This window comes from Aquimarina algicola, from assembly GCF_006443095.1.
GTDB lineage: Bacteria > Bacteroidota > Bacteroidia > Flavobacteriales > Flavobacteriaceae > Aquimarina > Aquimarina algicola.
In genome coordinates this window covers 60561-84078 of record NZ_VFWZ01000006.1, presented here as the reverse complement: position 1 = coordinate 84078, position 23518 = coordinate 60561, and the positions used below count along the sequence as shown (strand labels likewise).

The following is a 23518-nucleotide window of genomic DNA, read 5'->3' as shown; positions in this document are numbered from 1 at the left end:
CACTATTATGTCAATTTTAGATTCTAAAATACCTGATGGTCCACTGGCAGATAAGTGGACAAAACATAAAAATACGATTAACCTCGTTAACCCTGCAAACAAACGAAATATTGATGTTATCGTTGTTGGTACAGGACTAGCAGGAGGTAGTGCAGCTGCTACCTTAGCTGAACTTGGTTATAATGTAAAAACATTCTGCTATCAAGATTCTCCTCGTCGTGCGCATTCTATTGCGGCTCAAGGTGGGATTAATGCAGCAAAAAATTATCAAGGAGACGGAGACTCTGATTACCGTTTATTTTATGATACAGTTAAAGGAGGAGATTATAGATCCAGAGAAGCCAATGTATATCGTCTGGCTGAAGTTTCCGGAAATATTATCGACCAATGTGTTGCACAAGGAGTTCCTTTTGCTCGTGAGTATGGAGGTTTGTTAGATAACCGTTCTTTTGGAGGGGTACTGGTATCTCGTACTTTTTACGCAAAAGGGCAAACAGGTCAACAGTTATTATTGGGTGCGTACTCTGCAATGAATCGTCAGATCAATCGAGGAAAAATACAAGCATTTAACCGTCATGAGATGCTAGACTTAGTAAAAATTGATGGTAAAGCTCGTGGTATTATTGCTCGTAACCTTGTAACTGGAGAAATTGAGCGTCATTCTGCTCATGCGGTAGTATTGGCAACAGGAGGATATGGAAACGTATTTTTCTTAAGTACCAATGCCATGGGAAGTAACGTAATGGCAGCATGGAGAGCACACCGTAGAGGAGCTTACTTTGCAAATCCTTGTTACACACAAATTCACCCTACATGTATTCCTGTTTCTGGTGATCATCAGTCTAAATTAACGTTGATGTCTGAGTCTCTTAGAAATGATGGACGTATTTGGGTTCCAAAAAGAAAAGAAGACGCAGAAGCAATACGTGCTGGTAAATTAAAGCCTACACAACTTTCTGAAGATGAGAGAGACTACTATCTAGAGCGTCGTTATCCTGCATTTGGAAACTTGGTACCGCGTGATGTAGCATCTAGAGCAGCCAAAGAACGTTGTGATGCCGGATTTGGGGTAAACAAAACAGGAGAAGCAGTATATCTTGATTTTGCTTCAGCAATACAACGCTACGGAAAAGAAAAAGCATTGACTTCTGGGATAGAGAATCCTTCGAAAGAAGAGATTACAAAACTTGGTGAAGAAGTTATCGAAAATAAATATGGTAACCTTTTCCAAATGTATGAGAAAATTGTAGATGAGAACCCATACAAAACCCCAATGATGATTTATCCTGCAGTACATTATACAATGGGAGGTCTTTGGGTTGATTATAACCTTCAAACGACAGTACCGGGATGTTATGCTGCTGGAGAAGCAAACTTCTCTGATCACGGAGCAAACCGATTAGGTGCTTCTGCATTGATGCAAGGTTTAGCTGATGGATATTTTGTATTACCTTATACTATAGGAGATTATCTGTCTCACGATATCCGTACCGGAAAAATACCAACAGATACTCCTGAGTTTGATCAGGCAGAAAAAGATGTAAAAGACCGAATTCAGAAGCTTATGGGTGGCTCTGGAGAACACTCTGTAGATTATTACCATAAGAAATTAGGTAAAATCATGTGGAACAAGTGTGGGATGTCTAGAAATGAACAAGGCCTTAAAGAAGCTATTGATGAAATTGCTGCTTTACGAGAAGACTTCTGGAAAAACGTAAAAGTTCCCGGAACAGCCGATAGCATGAACCCTGAACTAGAAAAAGCTGGGAGAGTAGCTGATTTCTTAGAATTAGGAGAGTTATTCGCAAAAGATGCGTTAGATCGTAATGAATCTTGTGGAGGACACTTTAGAGAAGAATCTGTTGAGCAAGATGGAGAACAAAAAGGAGAAGCTCTTAGAGACGATGTAAACTACAAATATGTTGCCGCTTGGGAATATAAAGGTGAACCTAAAGATGCAGCTTTACATAAAGAGGAGTTAAACTTTGAAAATATTGAATTAAAAACACGTAGTTATAAATAGTTGACGGTTGATAGTTGTTAGTCCGTATAATTTGACTAACAACCTGCAACTAGCAACCAAAAACTAAAATAATATGAATCTTACACTAAAAATATGGCGTCAAAAAGATGCCAAGTCAAAGGGAAAGATGGTAGATTACCAAATATCAGGAATAGAGGGTGATATGTCTTTCTTAGAAATGTTGGATGTATTAAATGAAGATTTGATTGCAAAAGGCGAAGAGCCTGTAGTATTTGATCACGATTGTAGAGAAGGGATCTGTGGATCATGTTCTTTACAGATTAATGGAGAACCTCATGGACCAGATCGTTTAATAACTACTTGCCAGTTACATATGCGTATGTTTAATGATGGAGATACAATTTATATTGAACCCTTTAGAGCAAAAGCTTTTCCTGTTATAAAAGACCTTATGGTGGATAGGAGTGCGTTTGATAGGATACAGCATGCAGGCGGATATATCTCTGTTAATACTTCAGGAAATACTATCGATGCGAATGCAATACCGGTAAATAAGGAAAATGCAGACGATGCATTTGCAGCAGCTACATGTATTGGTTGTGGAGCATGTGTAGCGGCATGTAAAAATGCTTCTGCTATGTTATTTACTTCTGCAAAAGTATCTCAGTTTGCTTTATTACCTCAAGGTCAGGTTGAGGCTTCAGAGCGTGTACTTGCTATGGTAAATCAAATGGATGAAGAAGGATTTGGTAATTGTACCAATACAGGCGCTTGTGAAATAGAATGTCCTAAAGGAATTTCTTTAGAAAATATTGCACGTATGAATCGTGAATATCTAAGCGCAAGCTTAAAAGGATAATATTAAATTTATTATATCAAAAAGCCGAAGCAATTTATTGTTTCGGCTTTTTTTTATCAAATATTCTACTGTAGAATAAAACTTTTAAAGAACTAAAAAGGGTTTTTTAAATACTTTTTATTAATTTCGAATCAAGATATTATATCATTTTTAAATGATGCCTACCCATAACAATATCTTATATTGGAAGATTATTTTTAGTTTTCTAGTATACCTTATTGTATTTCAAGTTGTATGTATAATTAAAATATTTGTTCGCGACAAATAGGAGTAACCTGAAAATCCTATAAAGAGTAGGGGTAGAATTAATTTAAATTTTAATATCATGTTAGAAAATGTGCTAAACATTAAAGGAGTTACAAAACTTAATAGAGAAGAAAAAAGCGTTGTTAAAGGGCAATCTTGCTTTGACGAAGCTTGGGCATTCGGAACAGCTAATGCAGAAGCTTTTGGAAGTGCATATTTAGCAATGGATGTTTTCTATCAAAGTAATTGTTAAGATACTATTCATTTATCGGATCTGAGTTTTAAAATTCAGATCCGACTTTTAAGAATGGTTATTATTTTTGTGTATTATATTTAAGTCAAAAATGAAGATATGTTAATTAGATTAAAGTTTTTTAAATTTTATTTTTTTCTTATTTTTTTGTTGTCTTATAAAATTTCAACTGGTCAAAATCAAGGCATTATAACATATCAAAAAAGAATGACTAGTTTAATGTCAGAAAAAGAAGAAACTAAAAAACTAGCTAAAACAAAGCCTAAATATTATAAAACAATAGTTAATATGGATACCAATATGAAATTATTGTTAGATAATATGGAATTTGCTTTGCAGTTTAAAGAAGAAGAATCTGTTTTTGAAGTTGAGAACACATTAGAACATGAAAAAAATAGATTTTTACAAGCAGCGTTACGATATGGCATAGGAGAAGGCTTATATTATACAAATACTACATCAGAGGAATCGCTATATCAAACGAAAGCTATTGGACAAACATTTATAGTTACATCAAAAAAAATAAATTGGATACTTATTAATGAGACAAAAAAAATAGGAAAATATAATTGTTATAAAGCTAAGTATATAGAAAAAACAAAGGGGTATGAAGGAAAAGAATATGAGAAAGAAATCATCGCTTGGTATACTCCAGAAGTACCAGTTCGTTTTGGACCTGCTGGTTTCGGTAATTTACCAGGTCTGATTATCTCTTTAGAATATGGAGAGTTTGTAGATTTTATAGTAAAGCGTATTGATTTACATCCTAAAAAAAAGATCGTTATAAAAAAGCCTGAAAAAGGAGAATTGGTTACAGAAGAGGACTTTAAAAAACGATTAGATATAGCTATGGACAATGCCAAAAATTAATGTCTCGATAATTTATTTAATAAAATTACAAGTTTTATATACCATACTATATTTTGGTATTAACTCATCCTACAGTCAAGAAGTATTATTAAAAGGAGTTGTGAAAGATAAAACACAACCGCTCTATAATGTTAATATTTTAGCTAAACCCAAAACTAAAAACACCAATTTATCATTTGCTATAACTAATGATAAAGGAGAATACAGATTAGCTCTTCAGAAAAATAAATCATATACTGTTACAGTAAGTTTTTTGGGATATAACTCATATACTTTTGAAGTAACCCTAATAAAAGATGATGTCAGGAACATTACTCTTTCTGAGGCAACTGAAGAATTAGATGAAGTCATTATTATTGAAGAAATTCCAATGATTGTAAAAAAAGATACAATCATTTATGATGTAAAAGCTTTTACAACAGGGAGAGAATATAAACTTAAAAATATTTTAAATAAATTACCTGGAATAGAAGTTGAAAAAAATGGAGAGGTAACTGTTAATGGTAAGAAAGTGACAAAAATGCTAGTTGAAGGAAGTGCTTTTTTTGGAGGGAATAGTAAATTGGCAGTTGAAAATATTCCTGCAAATGCAGTAGATAACGTGGAAGTTTTAGATCATTATAGTGAAATAGGGTTTTTAAAGAATTTTACAGATAATGATGAGATGGCAATGAATATAAAACTCAAAGAGGATAAAAATAATTTTGCCTTTGGAGACATAAATGGCGGACTTGGAGAAGATACGAGATATGAATCTCATGCAGGCCTGTTTTATTACAGTCCAAAAACTAATATGAATTTTATAGGAGATTTAAATGATACAGGGGAAAAAAGTTTTACCCTAAACGATTATATAAATTTTGAAGGTGGAGCTAGTAAGCTTACACAAAAGGATGGTTCTTCAAGAAAAAACTCAATACAAGAGTATGCTAATTTAATTAATAATCAGCCAGCCCTTGAAAGTAGAAATAGATTTGCAGGATTAAATGTTTCATCAGATATCAATGCAAAACTATCATTATCAGGATATGGTATATACTCCAATGTTGATAATACATACAGACGAGAAATAACAAACGAGTACTTTTTTGAGGATTTTAGTTATAATGAAGAAGTCACTTCTGATCATGAAGAAGATAATATTCTTGGTATAGGAAAATTATCTATAGAGTATTCTCCTAACTTTAAAGAGGAAATATTTGGCGATATACAAGTGAAAATTATAGACAATCAATCACTTGAAGAAAGATTCACAGAAATAAATACTTTATTAACAGATTTTATTGCTGAGACTGAAAATAAAGGCTTGGAAATTAATCAGGATTTTGAATGGCATAAAAAAATCAACGCTAGACATACCATATCTTTGGTGGTTAATAATGTATTTGGAACTACCAAACCAAAGCAGAATTGGAATACTAATCGCCCAATTTTGGGAAGCCTTATTCCTCTTTCACAAGAAGAACGGTTTAATTTGGGTCAGAATATTGACTTAATGCACCATACATTTGATATAGTAGCGAAACATTATTGGGTTTTAAATAGCAAAAATCATTTATATACAACTTTTGGAAATAACTTTTTAAATCAGGAATATGAAACAAAAGATTTTCAAATTTTAAGTGATAACACTATAAATAGTTTTGATGATTTTGGTTTTGGTAATGACCTCAATTTTTTAATAAATGATACTTATTTTGGGTTACATTATAAATTTAAAATCAAAGATTTAACAGTAAAAACTGGTGGTTATTTGCACTATTATAACTGGAAATCTAAACAAGAAGACGTGTTTTCTAACCAAGAGTTTGTTTTTTTACCAGATATTGATGTTAAATTAGAGATTAGCCCTTCGGAGAATCTGAAGTTTAAATATAGGTTTTTGAATAATTTTACAGATGCTCCGGAGTATGCAAATAAATTTTTACTTTTTGATTATAATAAAGTTGTTCGAGGTAATGAAGAATTAGAGTATGAGCAATATCAAAACGGAAGTTTACGATATTCAAAATTTGCAATGTATAATGGTCTTATCATTAATGCTAAGATAGATTATAAGAGGAGAACTAGATTTATAAGAAATCAAGTACAAATAGAGGAAATAGACCAGTTTTTAACTCCAATTCTTCAAAATACTCCAGAAACCATTGTAAGTGGGGTTGGCAACCTTCGGAAAAAGATTAAGAAATTTAATTTTAAACTCAATACTCGATTGCAATATGCTACTTTCCAAAAGAATATTAATAATCGCAACAGCGAAGATGAAAGGATAGATATTAATGTCGGGAGTAGTGTAGAAACTCGTTTCAAAAAATGGCCTAATTTTGAATTAGGGTATTCAATGAATTTTAATAAATATAATTCTGTTGGAGTTAGCACTGATTTTATGACTAACGAACCTTATGGAAATATACAGTATGCTTTTCTTAATAATTTTACATTCACTTTTGATTATAAATATACTAGATTTAGAAACTTAGAGACTGATATCACTACTACTTTTGATATTGCAAATGTTTCTTTATTATATAAGAAAAATAATAGTCCTTTTGGATTTGAAATAAGTACTTCAAACTTATTCAATGCAGAATTTAGACAGAATAATTCATGGTCTGATTTTTTGATTTCTGATACAAGAGATTTTATTATTCCAAGAATATTGATGTTAACATTACACTATAAAATTTAAAGTAATAAAATAGATCTGTTGTATTTGAATTCTAAAACAGTTTGTACTTTTTCAGAACTAATTATCTTTCCTTTAGAAGGAGTATTAAAATCATAATCAGGTATTGGTAGCTCCATTTGTTTACAGATGTTGCTATAGTATTTATATTTTTCCGGATGATCAGGATACGATGCATTAAAAACTTCGTTCCAATGCTCTGTTTTGATAATACGATGAATAATTTTTATGCAATCGTCAAGGTGAATAAGGTTAACCGGCGCATTCGGATTTTTGATATTGCTTCTTTTTGATAGCATCGTTGCAGGGTGACGATTTGGACCAAACAATCCTGAAAACCGTAATATAGTTGTTTTGAAATGATCGTTTTTTTGAAGTAATTGTTCGGCTTCTATGAGTTGTTTTCCTGCGTTAGAGGTGGCATTAGGGATTGTTTTTTCTGTAATCAAAGGAAATGTCTCCATATCCGAAAAAACAGATGTAGAACTTACAAAAAGTACATTCTCAATATTAGATGCCTCGATGTATGGAATCAATACTCGAATTTTAGAAACAAAATTCACATTCGGATTTCTTCTCAGGCCAGGAGGTACGTTGATAATTAATGTTTCACTTTCCTTTAACAAATCGACAATATCTCCATGTACACCAGTTTCTTCTAGTGTAATTAAAAATGTAAGAATCCCATTTTTTTCTAATTCTGATGTTTTGCTAGATGATGTCGTAGATCCTTTTACTTTATAGTTTTCTCTTATCAAAGAACTTGCAAGAGGTAGGCCCAACCACCCCAACCCCAGAATACTAATTTGATGTTTCATATTTTGGTATTATTTAGATGGCAGTATTATTTTCAACAGTTGTTAAAGTATCAATTTTCTTCTTTTCGATATACTTTTCTATAGCAAAACTTTTTTTAGTTATAATCGCGTCATTTACAATAAATGGCTTTGGCATCATGTCTTTTTCTCTTTTAGGAATTGAAAAATACTTACTTTTTAGCAAATCATAAGAAGATTCATACATTAAAAATTTAGGCAGTGAATCTTTATGAAATTGCATTTGTAGCTCTAAAGGTTCATTGTTGCTAAGAAGATGTGTAGTGAGGTTTTGACTCCATCTTTTTGTAAAAGCATTATAGGTTTTTCCATCTTTATGGATAAAATCTTTTGTACTTATTCCATTTGCTTTAAGATTTTTAAAATTGAAAAGTGTTTCTGTATATAAATCGATTCTTTGTACATCTCTAAGAGGTGTTATACAAAGATCGATGTGCCTGTAATTACCTATAATAGTGTCATAATTAATGTCTACTTTTGGAGGGTTTATATTTTTTATAGGCGCTTGATTAGCATACTTAAACATTTTACCGTATTTACTTTGTAGAGTAAATGAAAAAGCTTTTTTCGATGTGCTTTTAGAATCACTGTTATTATAACTTTCGGCAATATCTTCTTCGGGGTTGATATAATTTTTGGTCCATGAATCAAGAACTTTGTCATAAGTTGCCCAAATGGCTTTATTTTGATCTGTATCAAGAATATAAACCAAACTATTTGGTTTTTGTCTTTCTTCTGTAAAACCAGATTTAAAATGAGCAATAACAAGGATAAGTATCGTGATTATTATTCCTGTATTGCCTAACATGTTTTTCCTTTTATAAAATCCAAAGATAGATAGCAACGCACCAAATACTAATACAGTAAGTATAGCTGAAACAAAAAGTATCTTGAGTCCTAACGCTACTGGAAACGATGCAATAAATGGAGATACAATAAAAATAGTAGGAAGTGCAAATATGACCATTAATAATGGCTTTGGTTTTTTTTGCTGGATGAGTACATAAAGAGAGAATAACCCAAAGAATACTACAAAAATAAAATAGCTAGCTCCTTTTAGATATACAGCAGATAGTATAGCTATAATTAGCCAGATTAGTATTGGACCAATAAACAAATTTTCAATATTCTCATTTTTGGTAAACTTTGCATAGACTTTAAAGCAAATCGCAATGGCTAGTACAACAAAAGCTGTGATATATAGATAACCATTATAAGTAAAACCATGTTGTATTTCTTTATAATGAGGGTATATAACTTGTAATAATTTCCATAGTCCAAAAGTTAATATACCAACAATTAATAATGTCATTACAAATACCCCAATACCTTTTACAACTTCTTTAAAATTCAATTTGTGTTTGATCTTACCAAAAAATAAAGCTCCTACAAATAACAAACCGGCAGCAATGAGCAATATAGATATCCAACTAAAAGGATATTTAATAAGTGAAATAACAGGTGTATTAAAATAGATATAGTCTTCATCTGACTTTAGGTTATTTAAGTCAGCTTGAGAAAAATGAAAAAGTAAAGGCATAAGATAGTTGCCTTGATGTTGTAAGGTTTCTAAATCCAGATTTTGCCATATATCATTAGCCGTATGATAATCAAAATGATCATCTATAAATGCAAAATTGAACCCGTCTATATCAGCTTGCTCTCTAAAAACAGTAAGATCTGTATCATTAGGGAGCATTTTGTAGATGCTGTAGGCCAAGGAATTGGTAGTGGGATATGCTACGTCTGCCTTTGCAAATTCATCAATCATTTTTGCATTTTTGCCATTGGTTTCAAGAAGCATATAAGAATTTCCTCCGCTTCCTCTAGCTTCAAAATTTAAAACAAGACCAACCTCTTTTACCCAAGGGTGTGTTTTTACAAAAAAATCCGCACCGTTGAGCCCGAGTTCTTCTCCATCAGTGATACAGATAATGATATCGTTTTTAGGTGTTTTGTTGGTAGCTAAATAAGCTCTTACCCCTTCTAAGATAGTTGCTACTCCACTACCGGCATCGCTGGCACCGTAAGAAGAATGAGGAGAACTATCGTAATGAGACATGACCAATAGGGATTTTGTAGTATTTGATCCCTTTATTTTTGCAATAATATTTTGAGGGTACGTTACTCTCCCTGTTTTTGATACCGAAGTACCCTTATGAATTTCTGGGGTTAACCCCATTTTTTTGAGCTCATTAAAAATATATTCCTTTGTATCTTCATGGGCAGGGCTGCCGAGATAATGTGGTTCTTTTGCGATATTTTTTACATGTTCTAGAGCACGTAGTGTAGAGAACTCTTGATCAGGTGTTTCAAGATTGCTGATATCATGAGATTTACTAGTATAAAAAGTGTAGAAGATAGCAGCAAATATGAGTACGAAAGTAAGAGAAGAAGATGCTTTTTGCATATGAATGAAGATTTATCTCAAAGTTAATAAATAAGAAAAGAACTTATAATATTGGTTGTAAAGCTTTTAAAAAATTAGGTTAAAATATAGTTATACCTCTTGATTTTATGTTTAAAAGGACATGATAATTTGAATAAGTAATTGAAAATCATTATATTCAAGATTCACTAAATCACTAATGTTATGGGAATAATAAGTTTTCAGGGGGCTCGCCCTAAGGTAAAAAAGAGAGAAGATACGCCAATCCAGGTATCAGATTACATGACTAGAGACTTGATAACATTTACTCCAGATCAATCGGTAATGGAAGTTATAGAGACGCTGGTTAAGCATAAAATATCGGGTGGTCCTGTAGTAGACAATAATCATAGATTATTAGGGATTATTTCTGAAGGTGATTGTATTAAACAATTAAATGAAAGTCGATATTATAATATGCCGATTGATGATGCCAGAGTAGAGAAGTTTATGGCAAAAGATGTTGAGACTATAGACGGCAATCTCAATATTTTTGATGCGGCTAATAAATTTTTGCAGACCAAGAGAAGGCGATTTCCTATTATTGAAAACGGGAGATTAGTAGGTCAAATTAGTCAAAAAGATGTTATGAAAGCAGCTTTGGCGCTAAAGGGACAAAACTGGAGAGACAAATAATTAGCTATTTCTCTTTACCAAAGCATAAAACTCATTTTCGAGAGGTAAATATCCTTGATCATATACAAAATAGTATATCTTGCCATTTTTAGTTGTATAAATGCTTGTAAAATGATTAAAGTCGAATCCTTTTGCGATCAAACGTGTCTTTGTAGTCTTTGTTTTTTCTTTTGGATTTAATTCTGAAAGGATTCGATAATTTTTTCGCAATAGGTTATTAATATTGCGAACAAGATTCTTACTATCTTTATTTAATTTGTTATTGTAAGCATTTCTGCAATAATCATTACAGAATTTTTTGTCAGCACGACCTATAATTTTTTCCCCACAAACGGGACATTCTTTTTGCATTCCAGATGTTATAATTGATTTCAAAAATACATAAATATCTGTTTATAAAAAGTATGGCAACTTCTAGAAGAAAATCTGCTGAGCCAGTCTAAAGGTATTAGCATGGGCTTCAATAATAATTTTTATATCAGGAGAGTACCCACCACCCATAGAACACATTACAGGAATATTCAAATCTTTACAGGTTTGAAGAACAAAACGATCTCTTTCATAACAACCTGATAACGTACAGCCTAATTTACCAAGTTTGTCAGAGGCAAGAATATCTACACCACAGAGATAGTATATAAAATCCGGTTCTTGTTGTTTTATGAGGTCAGGTAGTGTATTTTTTAATGTATTCAGGTATTCTTTGTCTTCGGTATTGTTTGGTAAGCCAATGTCTAAATCTGATTTTTCTTTTTTGAAGGGATAATTTTTTTCACCATGCATTGAAAAAGTGAATACGGTATCATCTTTTTCAAAAATCTCTGCAGTACCATTGCCCTGATGCACATCCAAATCAACGATAAGTATTTTGTTTACAAAATCGTGTTGCAATAGATATCTGGCACCTATGGCTTGGTCATTGAGTAAACAAAAGGCTTCACCACGATTAGTATAAGCATGATGAGTGCCTCCGGCGATATTCATAGCAATGCCATATCTCAACGCAAACTCTGAAGCTTTTATAGTACCATCAGCAATGATTACTTCACGATCAACTAATTCTTTTGATAATGGAAAACCTATTTTTCTCGCGGCTTTTTTATCTAAAGACAGTTCTTTTAGGTGATTATAATATACTGTGTCATGCACAGCTAAAATAGTATCTACATCAGGAATGTCAGGTTCAAAAAAATTATCATCAGTACATGTACCCTCATAAAGTAATTGCTCTGGTAAGAGTTCGTACTTGATCATCGGAAAGCGATGTCCTTCTGGTAAAGGATGTTTATAAATAGGATGATACGCTATCTTGAGCATCAGGAATTATTATCAGAACTTATATATTTCGTAATTTTTCTTTTCCTTATCATAGAAACCATAGTAAAATCGGTCTTTATGAGTAAAAATATTGATTGCTTTTGGTTTACTCTTTAACTCATTTTCAAATTTCTTTATCTTATCATAAACATTTTCTTCAACTTTTCCTTCTAAGTGCTCGAAATTGTCATCAAATAAGCAGTTTATGTATGTTGATGTAGCAGAAGTATAGCTATGATACCCATTAAACATCAAATTAAATCCTCCTACAGAAGTAATGGGCATTCCTTGAAATCCTGGCATAGGAGCACCTCCACTTTGTACTTCTTTAAAACTGCCTAGTCTAAGGTTAAATTTATTATTAATTTTATAGGCAGAAATCCCTATATCGGAAAGCGATATTTTTCTCAAATATTTTGAAGTTTTTTCCATTTTCCTAACCTTATTAGAAGAATCAGTGAAGAAACTAAAACCATCTTGTATAATAGGAGAATTTTTAAAAGTAATAGAGTCTTTTTGTTTTACCACATATTCTTTAATAAGTTTTCCAGTCTCCAGTTTTTTAATTGTAAACCTCATTTTTTTTGGAGAGCTCGCTATCTGAAATATCTTATTATAATAAATATAAGAATTACTAATCTTATAGCCTTTCTCCATCTTAGAAGGTTTAGCTATCGCTTGATATGTTGATGTAAAAGATTCTAGATTAATATGATAAATATGCGTTTCTTTACTTCTGTGATCAAAAGTTAAGAGTAACTGATCGTCTTGTAGGTATAGTTTAATTTTTTTTGAAGTTACTTCTATGGCGTTCGGCACATTACTTTCAACTTTGGATATATCATACTGCATAAGCTTATCATAAGCGGTTACTATTGAACCATCAATCGAATTTTCATATTCTAACTCTTTTAGTGAGATTGTATTTTTTTGAAATTCAAAATTTTGATTGAATGTATAAATGTTTAAATCAGAAGTATTGTTACTGATTGTTATTAAGTGAAATTTATTATTATAATTAATAGTTTCAACAAACGATTCTTTTTTTATTTTAAAATCTAATAGTTGAATACTTGATGTTTTATTTTCAAAATCAAAGATTTGAACTCCATATTTGGTATTTTTACTGTTACTAAAAAATATACAATACGTATTTCCTTGTATGTTATATCCAAGTAAATCAGAATAATTTTTAGGTAGTTTTTCAGAAAATATACTTGACTTGATTTTATAGTTTATATCAAGTAAATAGGCCATATTTCTCATTTTCTCCTTTATCAGAAGCATTACGTCAGTTTTTCTTTGATTAGGTACAGAAAAAGATTCTTTAGACTTGCCAATAGGATTAAAGGAACTTTCGTGTATTTCAAAAACTTTTTCTTGTGAAGTAGAAGAAAATATAATTGAAAAAACTAAGAATATAGCAAAAGTATTTTTTTTCATTAAATAAGAATTTTCTTATTAATGTATGATATATTGATTATGTTACCTTAGAAGCTAATTTAACTTATCACCGCACCTGCATTTACATCATCTTCGTCAGGATTTAGAAAAACTAATTTTCCTTGAGGAGTTTCTGTCATTAGTATCATACCTTCACTCTCAACACCACGCAATTTTCTAGGAGCGAGATTGACTAAAACCGTTACTTTTTTTCCTATCACTTCTTCGGGAGTAAAATGTTCTGCAATGCCTGAAACGATCGTTCTGGTATTGATTCCTGTATCTACTTTGAGTACTAATAGCTTTTTGGTTTTAGGCATTTTTTCTGCTTCTACAATAATACCTACTCTAAGGTCTAATTTGGTAAAATCATCAAAAGTAGCAGTATCTTTTTGTGGTTCTACTGCTTTGTTTTCTGCCTCATTGGCTTTTTTTGTGGCTTCTAGCTTATCTAATTGTTTTTGGATGTCTGAATCTTCAATTTTAGAGAATAACAATTCTCCTTTTTGAATTTGATGACCTTCTGAGAGTAATACCTCTTTTTTGGCAACATCGTTCCATTGTATTGCAGACTGATCAAGAATATGTTTTAGTTTACTACTGGTAAATGGCAAAAACGGTTCTGATAAAGTTGCTAATGCCGAAGCGATCTGAAGCGCAACATACATTACTGTTTTGGTACGTGCTTCGTCGGTTTTGATTAACTTCCAAGGCTCTTCATCAGCTAGATATTTATTTCCGAGGCGAGCAACATTCATCAATTCCTGGCTGGCTTCTCTAAATCGATAACGCTCAATAGAACTAGAAATCACTGCTGGGTAGGCTCTAAGTTCTTTTAGAGTTTGCTCATCAACTTCAGAAAAAGTATCCGGTGTAGGAATGATACCATTGTAATATTTGTGAGTAAGCACCACAACACGATTGATAAAATTACCAAATATGGCAACTAGCTCATTATTGTTACGTGCCTGAAAGTCCTTCCAGGTAAAGTCATTATCTTTAGTTTCTGGTGCATTAGCTGTTAAGACATAGCGTAAAACATCTTGTTTATCAGGAAATTCTTCAAGATATTCATGCAACCAAACAGCCCAGTTTTTTGAGGTAGATAGTTTATTGCCTTCCAGATTCAAAAATTCATTTGCAGGAACATTTTCGGGCAAGACATAGCTACCTTCTGCTTTTAGCATACTTGGAAATATAATACAGTGAAAAACGATATTATCTTTTCCAATAAAATGTACAAGTTTGGTGTCTTTATCTTTCCAATAAGGTTCCCAGTCTTTTCCTTCTCTAGCAGCCCATTCTTTGGTAGAAGAAATATACCCTATAGGAGCATCAAACCATACATATAAAACTTTACCTTCTGCACCTTCTACGGGAACAGGGATTCCCCAATCCAGATCTCTGGTAACTGCACGAGGACGTAATCCATCGTCGATCCAGGATTTGATTTGACCGTATACATTGGGTTTCCAGTCTTTTTTATGACCTTTTAGAATCCATTCTTTTAAGAAATCTTCATATTGGTCTAAGGGCAAAAACCAATGCTTTGTTTGTTTTAATACAGGTTTTGCTCCAGATATTGTAGATTTTGGATTGATAAGATCTGTTGCATTAAGAGAACTTCCACATTTTTCACATTGATCGCCATACGCTTCTTCATGACCACATTTTGGACAAGTTCCTGTAACAAAACGATCCGCTAAAAACTGATTAGCTTCCGGATCATACAATTGTTCTGAAGTCTCTTCGATAAACTTATCGTCTTCATACATTTTTTTGAAGAACTCCGATGCCGTTTCATGATGGATAGGAGCAGAAGTTCTTGAGTAATTATCAAATGATATTCCAAAATCAGAAAAAGACTTCTTGATAATCGCATGATACTTATCAATAATCACTTTAGGAGAGACTCCTTCTTTTTTGGCACGCATTGGGATAGCAGCGCCATGCTCATCACTACCACAAATAAAGGCAACATCGTTGCCGGTAATTCTAAGATAGCGTGAATAAATATCGGCAGGTACGTAAACACCTGCTAAATGACCAATATGAATTGGTCCATTGGTATATGGTAATGCTGCTGTAATTGTATATCTTCCCGTGGTGCTCATAATCTAAAAATAAAGGCACAAAGGTAATAAACACTGCTATAAATCGATATGATTTTGAGATATAAAAAAAGATTTTACAGATACATTAAACTCATCGATAAGAGATATTGAAATTATAAAACACAATAATTTTGTAATATGCTCTTTTTAAGTAAATTGTAAAGAATTAAAACAGTTGAGCTAGAATTTTTATTACTTATAAAATCATTACAGGTTTACTGTATTTTTTCTTGTTGGTTACAATTCTGTATGCATAAAATCCTTCTGCCAAATTGGTCTTTGAAGCTTCTTTGATATTAATAATATGTTTACCTTCTATCATTACTTCATTTCTAAGCGTTGCTACTTTTTGCCCGGTTAAATTATAAAGTGATATATCTACATGGGCGGATTTTGTATTGGTGATATGTAAGAAAGATTGGTTTTCGGAATATGTGACCAAATGCTCAAAAATTTGTTCGTTATCAGTTATAGGGTTTTCGATGCTAGAACTACAAGAAAATCCTAAATCAAGTGACTCATATTCTTCTCCCAATAATACTTGTTTCACTAGGTTTTCGTCAATGCACAACCATTCTTTCATTACTGAAGCATATAGTTGCCTAAAATCTACAGAATGTGTCATATCCCCGTTTTTGGTAAGTTGTGTTAGGTCAGGATGTTCGCCAATAAATCCATTACCTTCTAGTCCTTTTCCAAACAGCATAACCGGAGCTGCAGTACCATGATCCGTACCATTAGACCCATTTTGTTTTACTCGACGACCAAATTCTGAAATGGTCATTGCAACTACTTTGTCATCCCAACCGGCATCACCAAGATCTTCATAAAAATAAGATATTGTTTCAGTTAATTGTGAAATTAATTCTTGATGTCTATTCGGTTGATCGTTGTGGGTGTCAAAACTGCCAATGGTAACTAAATATACTTTTGTTCCAAGATTACCTTTGATAAGTCTTGATATAATACTGAGTTGTCTGGATAGATTGTTATCGGGATAATCACCATAATCATTAGATTTTTCATAAGCTTCATTAATGACTCCTGCGTATGTAAAAGTGGTATTAGCCACACCTTTTAGAAACCCTACTTTTTCTCCATATGTACAATCAGGAAGGTTGTCAAAATCATATAATGTTCCATTTTGAGCGATATCAAATAATTTTTTGGGATCTGCGGCAGAAAATGCAAAATTAAGATCATCACCTTCAAAAATAAGATTACCATTGCTTCCTATTTGAATTGCTACGGGTTTTTCAGGTGGGTTCACTAGATAATCAGGATATAAATTTTCGAAGTATCGACCTAACCATCCGTTATTTTGTGTACGTGTCACATCAGAAGATGCCCATATATCTGATCCTTTGAAATGTGATAAGGATGAGTCATTATATCCAACCCCATGCACGACTTTCATTTTTCCATCCCCCCACATGCGCTCCAATTTTTGTGCATAATTAGGCATTCCGAAGTTACTATCAAGATTGAATAACTGGTCCTCTTTTATTCGAATAGATGGGCGAGCGTTTGCATAAGTATCATATTGATTAATGGGTACTATGGTATTGAGTCCATCGTTACCTCCCTTTAACCGTATTAAAATAAGCACACGATCTGTTTCAGATTCGTTTAGTGCAACTGATAGAGGAGAAGGTTTTACTACCGATAGGGCAGTATTAGCAAATGTAACAGCTCCTCCACCAACCATTCCTAATGCTTGTAAGAACGAACGCCTGTTCCATTTTTTATGATCTTGATGGTTACAACCTGCGTTATTTTGTTTTATTTTATTATGATGAGTATTACACATAGTTACTATTTAAGCTGGAATTCGGGAATTTTGATTAAAAATTTAAGTAATTGAAAAACTTGTCTAGGAGCCGTATCCCAGTCTAAATCCCAGGTACCGTCTTCAAAATAATTTTCTGGAACCTGATCTTTAAAAATAACTAGGGCTTGGCTATAATCAGTTTCACTAACTAATTCTCTAGAGAAAAAGTAATCCATAATTGAGCGAGATACCAACTCAACATCATTAGAGTTACCTTCTATAATTTCTTTTGCAATGGTTCTAAACTGTTCTTGATTATGTACCCATGCGGCAGAAAGATATCTACTTATTAAGTCCCATCGGGTAGTAAGAGAACTAGAATCTATCCAATCAGTATCACCTTGCCACCCTGCTACATCAATTGGATTCATGACATCCTGACCGAGATTGATGCTTCCTCCTCGAACGATACTATTGACATTAAAACTAGATGCAAATTTAAAATCCAATTCTTTTAAGAAAGATACTTGAATATCGATTGGGCTTTTAATGATAACACCAATACTTTTTTCATCAAAAAAATGCTCGCTCTTAAAAAGTTGTTTCATCACCGGAGCAATTTCAAAATCATTGTCGACAAAAGTAGTTGCTAGCTGATTTATAATCGTTTCATTGCTATTAGGACTTATAAAATAGCGATATAATTTTTTACAAATAAATTTTGCTATTTGATCAGTTCTTTGTGTAAAAAGTATGTCTATGACATCGTCATAACCCCAGTTGCCGGTTTGCCCAAAAATAGTTTTAGTTCCATCATCAAAATTATCTGTGTCAAATAAGATTGGACCCCATCTCTTGTCTTCTTTATTCCATCCTGTTAAGGCTCGCGAAGTTTCTATAATATCATTTTGATCATAACCATTATCAACACCGAGCGTAAAAAGTTCATATAATTCACGTGCATAATTTTCATTCGGATCATTTTTAGTGCTTTCAAAACCATTTAGATATACCAACATAGCCGAACTAAGACCAATGTCTTTTACAAATGCTTTAAAATTACCAAGCGCGTGTAATTGTAAAAGATTGTAATATTGAAACATGTATGCCGGGCTTTGATACACAAGTTCTTCTGTAACAAAATGATTGCTCCAAAATAGTGTTAAACGATCTCTAAGGTTATTTTTTGATAGATCGTCTATAATTTGAGTTTTCCATATCCTCTTGTATTCAGGAGGGGTTGTAGAAGATCTTAAGAATTGATCTCTAACCCAATACCCCCAACGAGGAGCGGCAGTAGGAACTAAATCTAAAGCTTCTTGTACAAGTTGATCAACTAGACTAGAAGGTGTTTTTGTTAGAGCTTCTGTCATCATACTTGAGGATGCTCCAAACCCTATTCTTCGATACAGGTGATTTACTTTTTGTTTATTCCAAGGGTTAGATGATGATGGGGTATAAATAGACAATGTAGCAACATTACAAGAGGTGTCTGTTGGCATCATGAGGGTGTTAAATTTGTGTTTACGGGTTATCTTGGTATAGTAAACGTAAACCTTTAACTTTTAATTGCTCTTGTTTTTTAAATGTTTCGTGCGATAATTCTTTAGTAAGTTAATGAATGTTAATAAGTGTTAATATTTGTTTTTTAAATGTTGCGTGTGCTCTGTATTTACTAGTTTTTCAAGTGTTAATTTTTTTAAAAATGTACTCTTTTACAGAGGCTTTAATCCGAATTTTTGCTAAAAAATGTATAGAAGACTTTTACATTCGTCATGTATTTTAACGAATCTAAAATTTGCATGATGTCAAAGATTACCATTCTTCAACTATAGAAAAACCATAAAAAATCCTGAATGGAAGTACATTCAGGATTTTTTTAATATAGTTTGTTTCTTTTTTCTTTTAAGAAATAATGATAGACTTACTAAAGTTACCACTGTTAGTTTTGATTCGATATATATAAGGGCCAGTACTTAATTTGGTATTTGCTGCCTCTTTTACATTAATAATGAGTTCTGCTCGCTCCATCAACATATCGTTGCTCAATGTAGCTACTTTTTGTCCTACCGCGTTAAATAATTCAACATCTATATGCGTAGTTTGTGGCGAAATAATAGTAATAAATGTTTGGTTATCGCTGTAAGTAGGGATATGAGTTAAGCTCTCTCCGTCAGTTGGTAGTCCAGAAGAACTAGTTCCTGAGCAATTAAAACCTAAATCCAAAGATTCTAGAGGACTCCCTTCCAAAAGAACTTTGCCTACAGTGCCTTCGTCTATACACAACCATTCTTTCATAACTGTAGCATATACTTGTCTAAAATCTGTAGTCTCGATAACGTTTCCACCACGAGTAAGACTAGACATATCAGGGTGTTCTCCTACAAAACCATTTCCGTTTAGTGGAGATCCAAAAAACATTGTGGGTGCTGCAGTACCATGATCTGTACCTAATGATCCATTCTCTTTAAAGCGTCTTCCGAATTCTGATGTTGTCATCGTAAGTACTTTATCATCCCAGCCTGCAGCAGTAAGATCATCATAAAAAGTACTTAAACCTTCAGAAAATGAATTTAGTAGTGTTTGATGTCTTTGTATTTGATTGTTATGAGTGTCAAAACCTCCTAATGTTACCAGATATACTTTGGTTCCTAAACCACCTCTGATCAATCTCGATATGATACGAAATTGTCTTCCTAAGCTATCATCCAAATATGTGCCTCCTGTGTATTCAGAAGATCTTTCAAAAGCAGCACTTATTACTTCTGCGTAATTAAACGTAGTATTTGTAGCTTCTCTTAAGAAACGGACTTTATCATCATAAGTACAATTGGCAAGACCATTCAAATTATAAAACGTTTCATTTTCTATAATTTGAGTTAATCTTTGCGGACTTGAAACCGCAAAAGAGAAATCATTTTGAGGTCCTCTGAAAATTAAATTTCCTATACTACCAATTTGTATTGAAGGAGGACTTGCAGGAGGATTAAAAAAGAAATCAGGATAGATCTCATTAAAGTATCTACCCATAAAACCTGTTCGATCATCTTCGACTAAGTTTGTATTAGCATAGATATCTGATCCTCTAAAATGTGATAATGAAGAATCATCATATCCTACACCATGCACAACTTTCATTTGCCCGTCACCCCAAACTCTTTCAAGCTTGTTCATAGGCTTTGGCATAGCAAAATCTTCATTAAGCGTTATAAATTCACTTGGCGGAATTTTAATTAACGGTCTTGCATTAGCGTAAGTATCGTAATCGTATACAGGTATAATTGTGTTAAATCCATCATTACCACCTTGTAAACGAACAATTACCAGTATGTTGTCATTTTCTACTTCACTCAAGGCAAGAGATAGAGGAGAAGGTCTTGATACAGAAAGAGGTGTATTTGCCAACATCATAGAGCCTCCACCTACAAGACCCATAGCTTGTAGAAAAGACCTTCTATTCCATTTTTTATGATCTTCGGTATTACAAGAACCGTCTTTTTTTGACTTTATATTTTGAGAATGATTAGTATCACACATAGCATTTTATTTGAGTTGGAATTCGGGGATATCGACAATATAGTCTAATAATGCACAAAATTGTTCTGAAACCTCGGCAAAACCAAGATCCCATGTTGGGCTTCCTCCAATTTCGTAATAGGTAGGAGGGAAAATATCTTTAAAAACCTCTAATATTTCATTAAAGATAACATCATCTTGAATCCCTCTTGGAAAAAAGTAATTTACAATAGCTCTTACCACAATTTCTACATCCGGGCCGCTTAATGATACATCTAGATTTCCATCGGCAGCAGTTCCTATTGGTAATCCAACAACAAAATCTCTAAATTGGTTCATGTCTGCTTCTTTTGCACGATTGATAATAAATCGTGCACTTTCCCATCTTCCTATTAGGAGGTCCGGACTGATCCAATCTTCATCAAGTTGCCATCCTTCTACGTCGATAGGGTTAAGTACATCCTGACCCAGCATGCGCACAGTACCACGGATATAATCATTAATATCCATAATACCAAGGTCAAAACCTAATTCATTATAAAAGCAAATCATAAGATCACAAGGACTCTTTATAATGGCTCCTATAGCTTCTTGATTAAAGAAATGTTGGCTTTTGAAAAGCTGTTTCAATACTTCAGAAATGTCAAACCCGCTACTAATAAATGTATTTGCCATTTCTGCAACAATAGCCTCACTACAAGTAGGACTTACAAAATAACTGTAGAGTTTAGTACAAATAAAAGTAGCTACCTGATTCTCTCTTTCTTGAAAAAGGATATCGATAACATCATCGTAGGTAAAGTTTCCTGTTCTGCCAAAGATTGTTTTTGTACCATTATCAAATCTTGTGGGATCTAGAATAATATCTCCCCAAGGAATACCTTGTCGATCTACATATCCTGTTAATGCCCTTGACGTTTCCTGAATATCTTGTTCGGTGTAATCATTATCAATACCAAGTGTAAAAAGCTCATACAATTCTCGAGCATAGTTTTCATTTGGACGATCTTCAACATTTTCATCACCATTCAAGTATTCTAGCATGGCATTACAGATACCGATATCATATACGAGATCTCTAAAACTTCCCATAGCATCCATTTGCAAAATATTATAATATTGCACTTGATATGCGGGACTTCTATACGTATCATCTTCTGTCACAAAATGGTTACTCCAAAATAGAGTAAGGCGGTCACGCACCTTATTTTGGATCATATCATTAACCATTTGATTTTTTCCTTCTCTTTTGTAAAAGCCGGTATTATTATCTCTATTAGCATTTTCTGCAGCTTCAAATTGGTCTCTGTTCCAAGTGCTCCACGGTGGAAGCATTGTAGCATTGAGCATTTTTGCATCTTCGATAAGTTGTTCTACAAGTGCAGAAGGGTCATTTTGTGCAAGTGCCGCAAGTACTTCTGCTTTAGAAGCACCAAAAGCGATCCTACGATATAAATGATTTATTTTTGTAACATCAAATGGATCTGCAGGAGAAGGCACGTATGGGTCTAGAGTTGCTAGATTACACGAAGTATCCGACATCATAGGCGTATATTTAAATAGATTTCTAGGGATATTTTGCTCACAATATAATAGTTTATAACGAAAGTATTTGTTAATTAGTGTTATAAAAGTTAAATTTTAGTAAATGTTTAAACCTGATTTTGTTAAAAAAGGGGATAAAATTGCCATCGTTTCTACAGCGCGAAAGATTGATATCAAAGAGATAAGAGAAGCTGTTAGGTTACTAAAAGAGTGGGGATTAGCTCCTGTAATAGGTTCAACAATAGGATCAGAAAATCATCAATTTGCGGGAACTGATCAAGAAAGAGCTGTTGATTTTCAAAAAATGCTCGATGATCCTGATATAAAAGCAATTTGGTGTGCCAGAGGCGGGTATGGTACAATAAGGATTATTGATTTAATAGACTTTTCTACTTTTAATAAGTTTCCAAAATGGATTATAGGATATTCTGATATTACAGTATTTCATTCACATGTACATAATTTAGACATTTGTACATTGCATGCTCCTATGCCAATAGATTTTCATAAAAGTACTCTCGAAGCTATACTTTCATTTAAAAATACTCTTTTTGGAAACATAAATGATTTTGAGGCAGCGTCTTCAAAAAAAAATCGTTTAGGCACAGCTAGAGGTCAATTGGTAGGAGGTAATTTGTCTATTCTATATTCTTTGTGTGGTTCTGATGCCGCAATAAATACTTCAGGAAAGATACTTTGTATTGAAGATTTAGACGAATATTTGTATCATGTAGATCGTATGCTTTATAACTTGAAACGTAATGGTTATTTTGATCATTTATCCGGATTAATTGTGGGAGGAATGACCAAAATGCATGATAATGCGATCCCTTTTGGAAAAAAAGTAAAACGAATTATTCTTGATATTGTAGAAGAATATGATTTTCCAGTAGCTTTCAAATTTCCTATGGGGCATATTGAAGATAATTATACATTGATTTTGGGAGCAGAAGCAATCTTAGAAGTAGATGAGGATCAAACCACATTACAATACATAAAATCGTAATTTTTTAT

The 23518-nt window shown here is 32.8% G+C and carries 17 protein-coding genes; 7 read left to right on the top strand and 10 right to left on the bottom strand.

Annotated elements, in window-relative coordinates; translation table 11 throughout:
• The first annotated feature begins 7 nt into the window (after nucleotides 1-7).
• The 5 genes from FHK87_RS18315 (at nucleotide 8) to FHK87_RS18300 (ending at nucleotide 6901) form a co-directional block, all read left to right on the top strand.
• Entirely contained in the window at nucleotides 8-2023 is a 2016-nt protein-coding gene (locus tag FHK87_RS18315) for a fumarate reductase/succinate dehydrogenase flavoprotein subunit (RefSeq protein WP_140595226.1), read from the top strand.
• Between the two features lie 73 nt (nucleotides 2024-2096).
• Nucleotides 2097-2843 (top strand): succinate dehydrogenase/fumarate reductase iron-sulfur subunit, encoded by a 747-nt coding sequence (locus tag FHK87_RS18310; RefSeq protein ID WP_140595225.1) that lies wholly within the window; start codon nucleotides 2097-2099, stop codon nucleotides 2841-2843.
• Between the two features lie 325 nt (nucleotides 2844-3168).
• Nucleotides 3169-3342, top strand: a complete 174-nt coding sequence (locus FHK87_RS26345; RefSeq protein ID WP_226294317.1) for a hypothetical protein — start codon at nucleotides 3169-3171, stop codon at nucleotides 3340-3342.
• 99 nt (nucleotides 3343-3441) lie between these two features.
• Nucleotides 3442-4212 (top strand): GLPGLI family protein, encoded by a 771-nt coding sequence (locus tag FHK87_RS18305; protein WP_140595224.1) that lies wholly within the window; start codon nucleotides 3442-3444, stop codon nucleotides 4210-4212.
• Nucleotides 4199-6901: a TonB-dependent receptor gene (locus tag FHK87_RS18300; RefSeq protein WP_140595223.1), complete on the top strand. Its 2703-nt coding sequence runs from the start codon at nucleotides 4199-4201 to the stop codon at nucleotides 6899-6901. The genes FHK87_RS18305 and FHK87_RS18300 overlap by 14 nt, the downstream gene beginning before the upstream one ends.
• On the opposite strand, the gene FHK87_RS18295 is transcribed toward FHK87_RS18300, so the two are convergent.
• Nucleotides 6898-7716, bottom strand: coding sequence for an NAD-dependent epimerase/dehydratase family protein (locus tag FHK87_RS18295; protein WP_140595222.1), 819 nt, complete (start codon nucleotides 7714-7716; stop codon nucleotides 6898-6900). The genes FHK87_RS18300 and FHK87_RS18295 overlap by 4 nt on opposite strands.
• A 13-nt stretch (nucleotides 7717-7729) precedes the next feature.
• Entirely contained in the window at nucleotides 7730-10144 is a 2415-nt protein-coding gene (locus FHK87_RS18290) for a M28 family peptidase (RefSeq protein WP_140595221.1), read from the bottom strand.
• 183 nt (nucleotides 10145-10327) lie between these two features.
• On the opposite strand from FHK87_RS18290, the gene FHK87_RS18285 reads away from it, so the two are divergent.
• The gene (locus FHK87_RS18285; protein ID WP_140595220.1) at nucleotides 10328-10798 is read left to right on the top strand and encodes a CBS domain-containing protein; all 471 of its coding nucleotides are present in this window, start codon (nucleotides 10328-10330) and stop codon (nucleotides 10796-10798) included.
• Here the strand turns inward: FHK87_RS18285 and FHK87_RS18280 are convergent, their stop codons facing one another.
• The 8 genes from FHK87_RS18280 to FHK87_RS18245 all read right to left on the bottom strand — a co-directional run bounded on the left by FHK87_RS18280 (nucleotide 10799) and on the right by FHK87_RS18245 (nucleotide 22504).
• A complete protein-coding gene (locus FHK87_RS18280; RefSeq protein WP_140595219.1) occupies nucleotides 10799-11149 on the bottom strand; it encodes a DUF2116 family Zn-ribbon domain-containing protein in 351 nt (116 codons plus the stop codon).
• A gap of 63 nt (nucleotides 11150-11212) precedes the next feature.
• Nucleotides 11213-12115, bottom strand: coding sequence for a histone deacetylase family protein (locus FHK87_RS18275; protein ID WP_140595218.1), 903 nt, complete (start codon nucleotides 12113-12115; stop codon nucleotides 11213-11215).
• A gap of 12 nt (nucleotides 12116-12127) precedes the next feature.
• Nucleotides 12128-13558 carry a hypothetical protein gene (locus FHK87_RS18270; RefSeq protein ID WP_140595217.1) on the bottom strand — a complete coding sequence of 477 codons (1431 nt, stop codon included), beginning with the start codon at nucleotides 13556-13558 and terminating at the stop codon, nucleotides 12128-12130.
• A gap of 59 nt (nucleotides 13559-13617) precedes the next feature.
• On the bottom strand, nucleotides 13618-15672 hold the full coding sequence (gene metG, locus FHK87_RS18265; RefSeq protein WP_140595216.1) for a methionine--tRNA ligase: 2055 nt from the start codon (nucleotides 15670-15672) through the stop codon (nucleotides 13618-13620).
• Nucleotides 15673-15868: 196 nt separating this feature from the next.
• Complete coding sequence (locus tag FHK87_RS18260) at nucleotides 15869-17482, bottom strand: DUF1501 domain-containing protein (protein WP_140595215.1); 1614 nt, start codon at nucleotides 17480-17482, stop codon at nucleotides 15869-15871.
• 5 nt (nucleotides 17483-17487) lie between these two features.
• On the bottom strand, nucleotides 17488-18948 hold the full coding sequence (locus FHK87_RS18255) for a DUF1800 domain-containing protein (RefSeq protein WP_140595214.1): 1461 nt from the start codon (nucleotides 18946-18948) through the stop codon (nucleotides 17488-17490).
• Between the two features lie 400 nt (nucleotides 18949-19348).
• Nucleotides 19349-20980: a DUF1501 domain-containing protein gene (locus FHK87_RS18250; RefSeq protein ID WP_140595213.1), complete on the bottom strand. Its 1632-nt coding sequence runs from the start codon at nucleotides 20978-20980 to the stop codon at nucleotides 19349-19351.
• A 6-nt stretch (nucleotides 20981-20986) separates the two neighbouring features.
• Entirely contained in the window at nucleotides 20987-22504 is a 1518-nt protein-coding gene (locus tag FHK87_RS18245) for a DUF1800 domain-containing protein (RefSeq protein ID WP_140595212.1), read from the bottom strand.
• Between the two features lie 103 nt (nucleotides 22505-22607).
• On the opposite strand from FHK87_RS18245, the gene FHK87_RS18240 reads away from it, so the two are divergent.
• Nucleotides 22608-23510 carry a S66 peptidase family protein gene (locus FHK87_RS18240; protein WP_140595211.1) on the top strand — a complete coding sequence of 301 codons (903 nt, stop codon included), beginning with the start codon at nucleotides 22608-22610 and terminating at the stop codon, nucleotides 23508-23510.
• The last annotated feature ends 8 nt before the right edge of the window (nucleotides 23511-23518 follow it).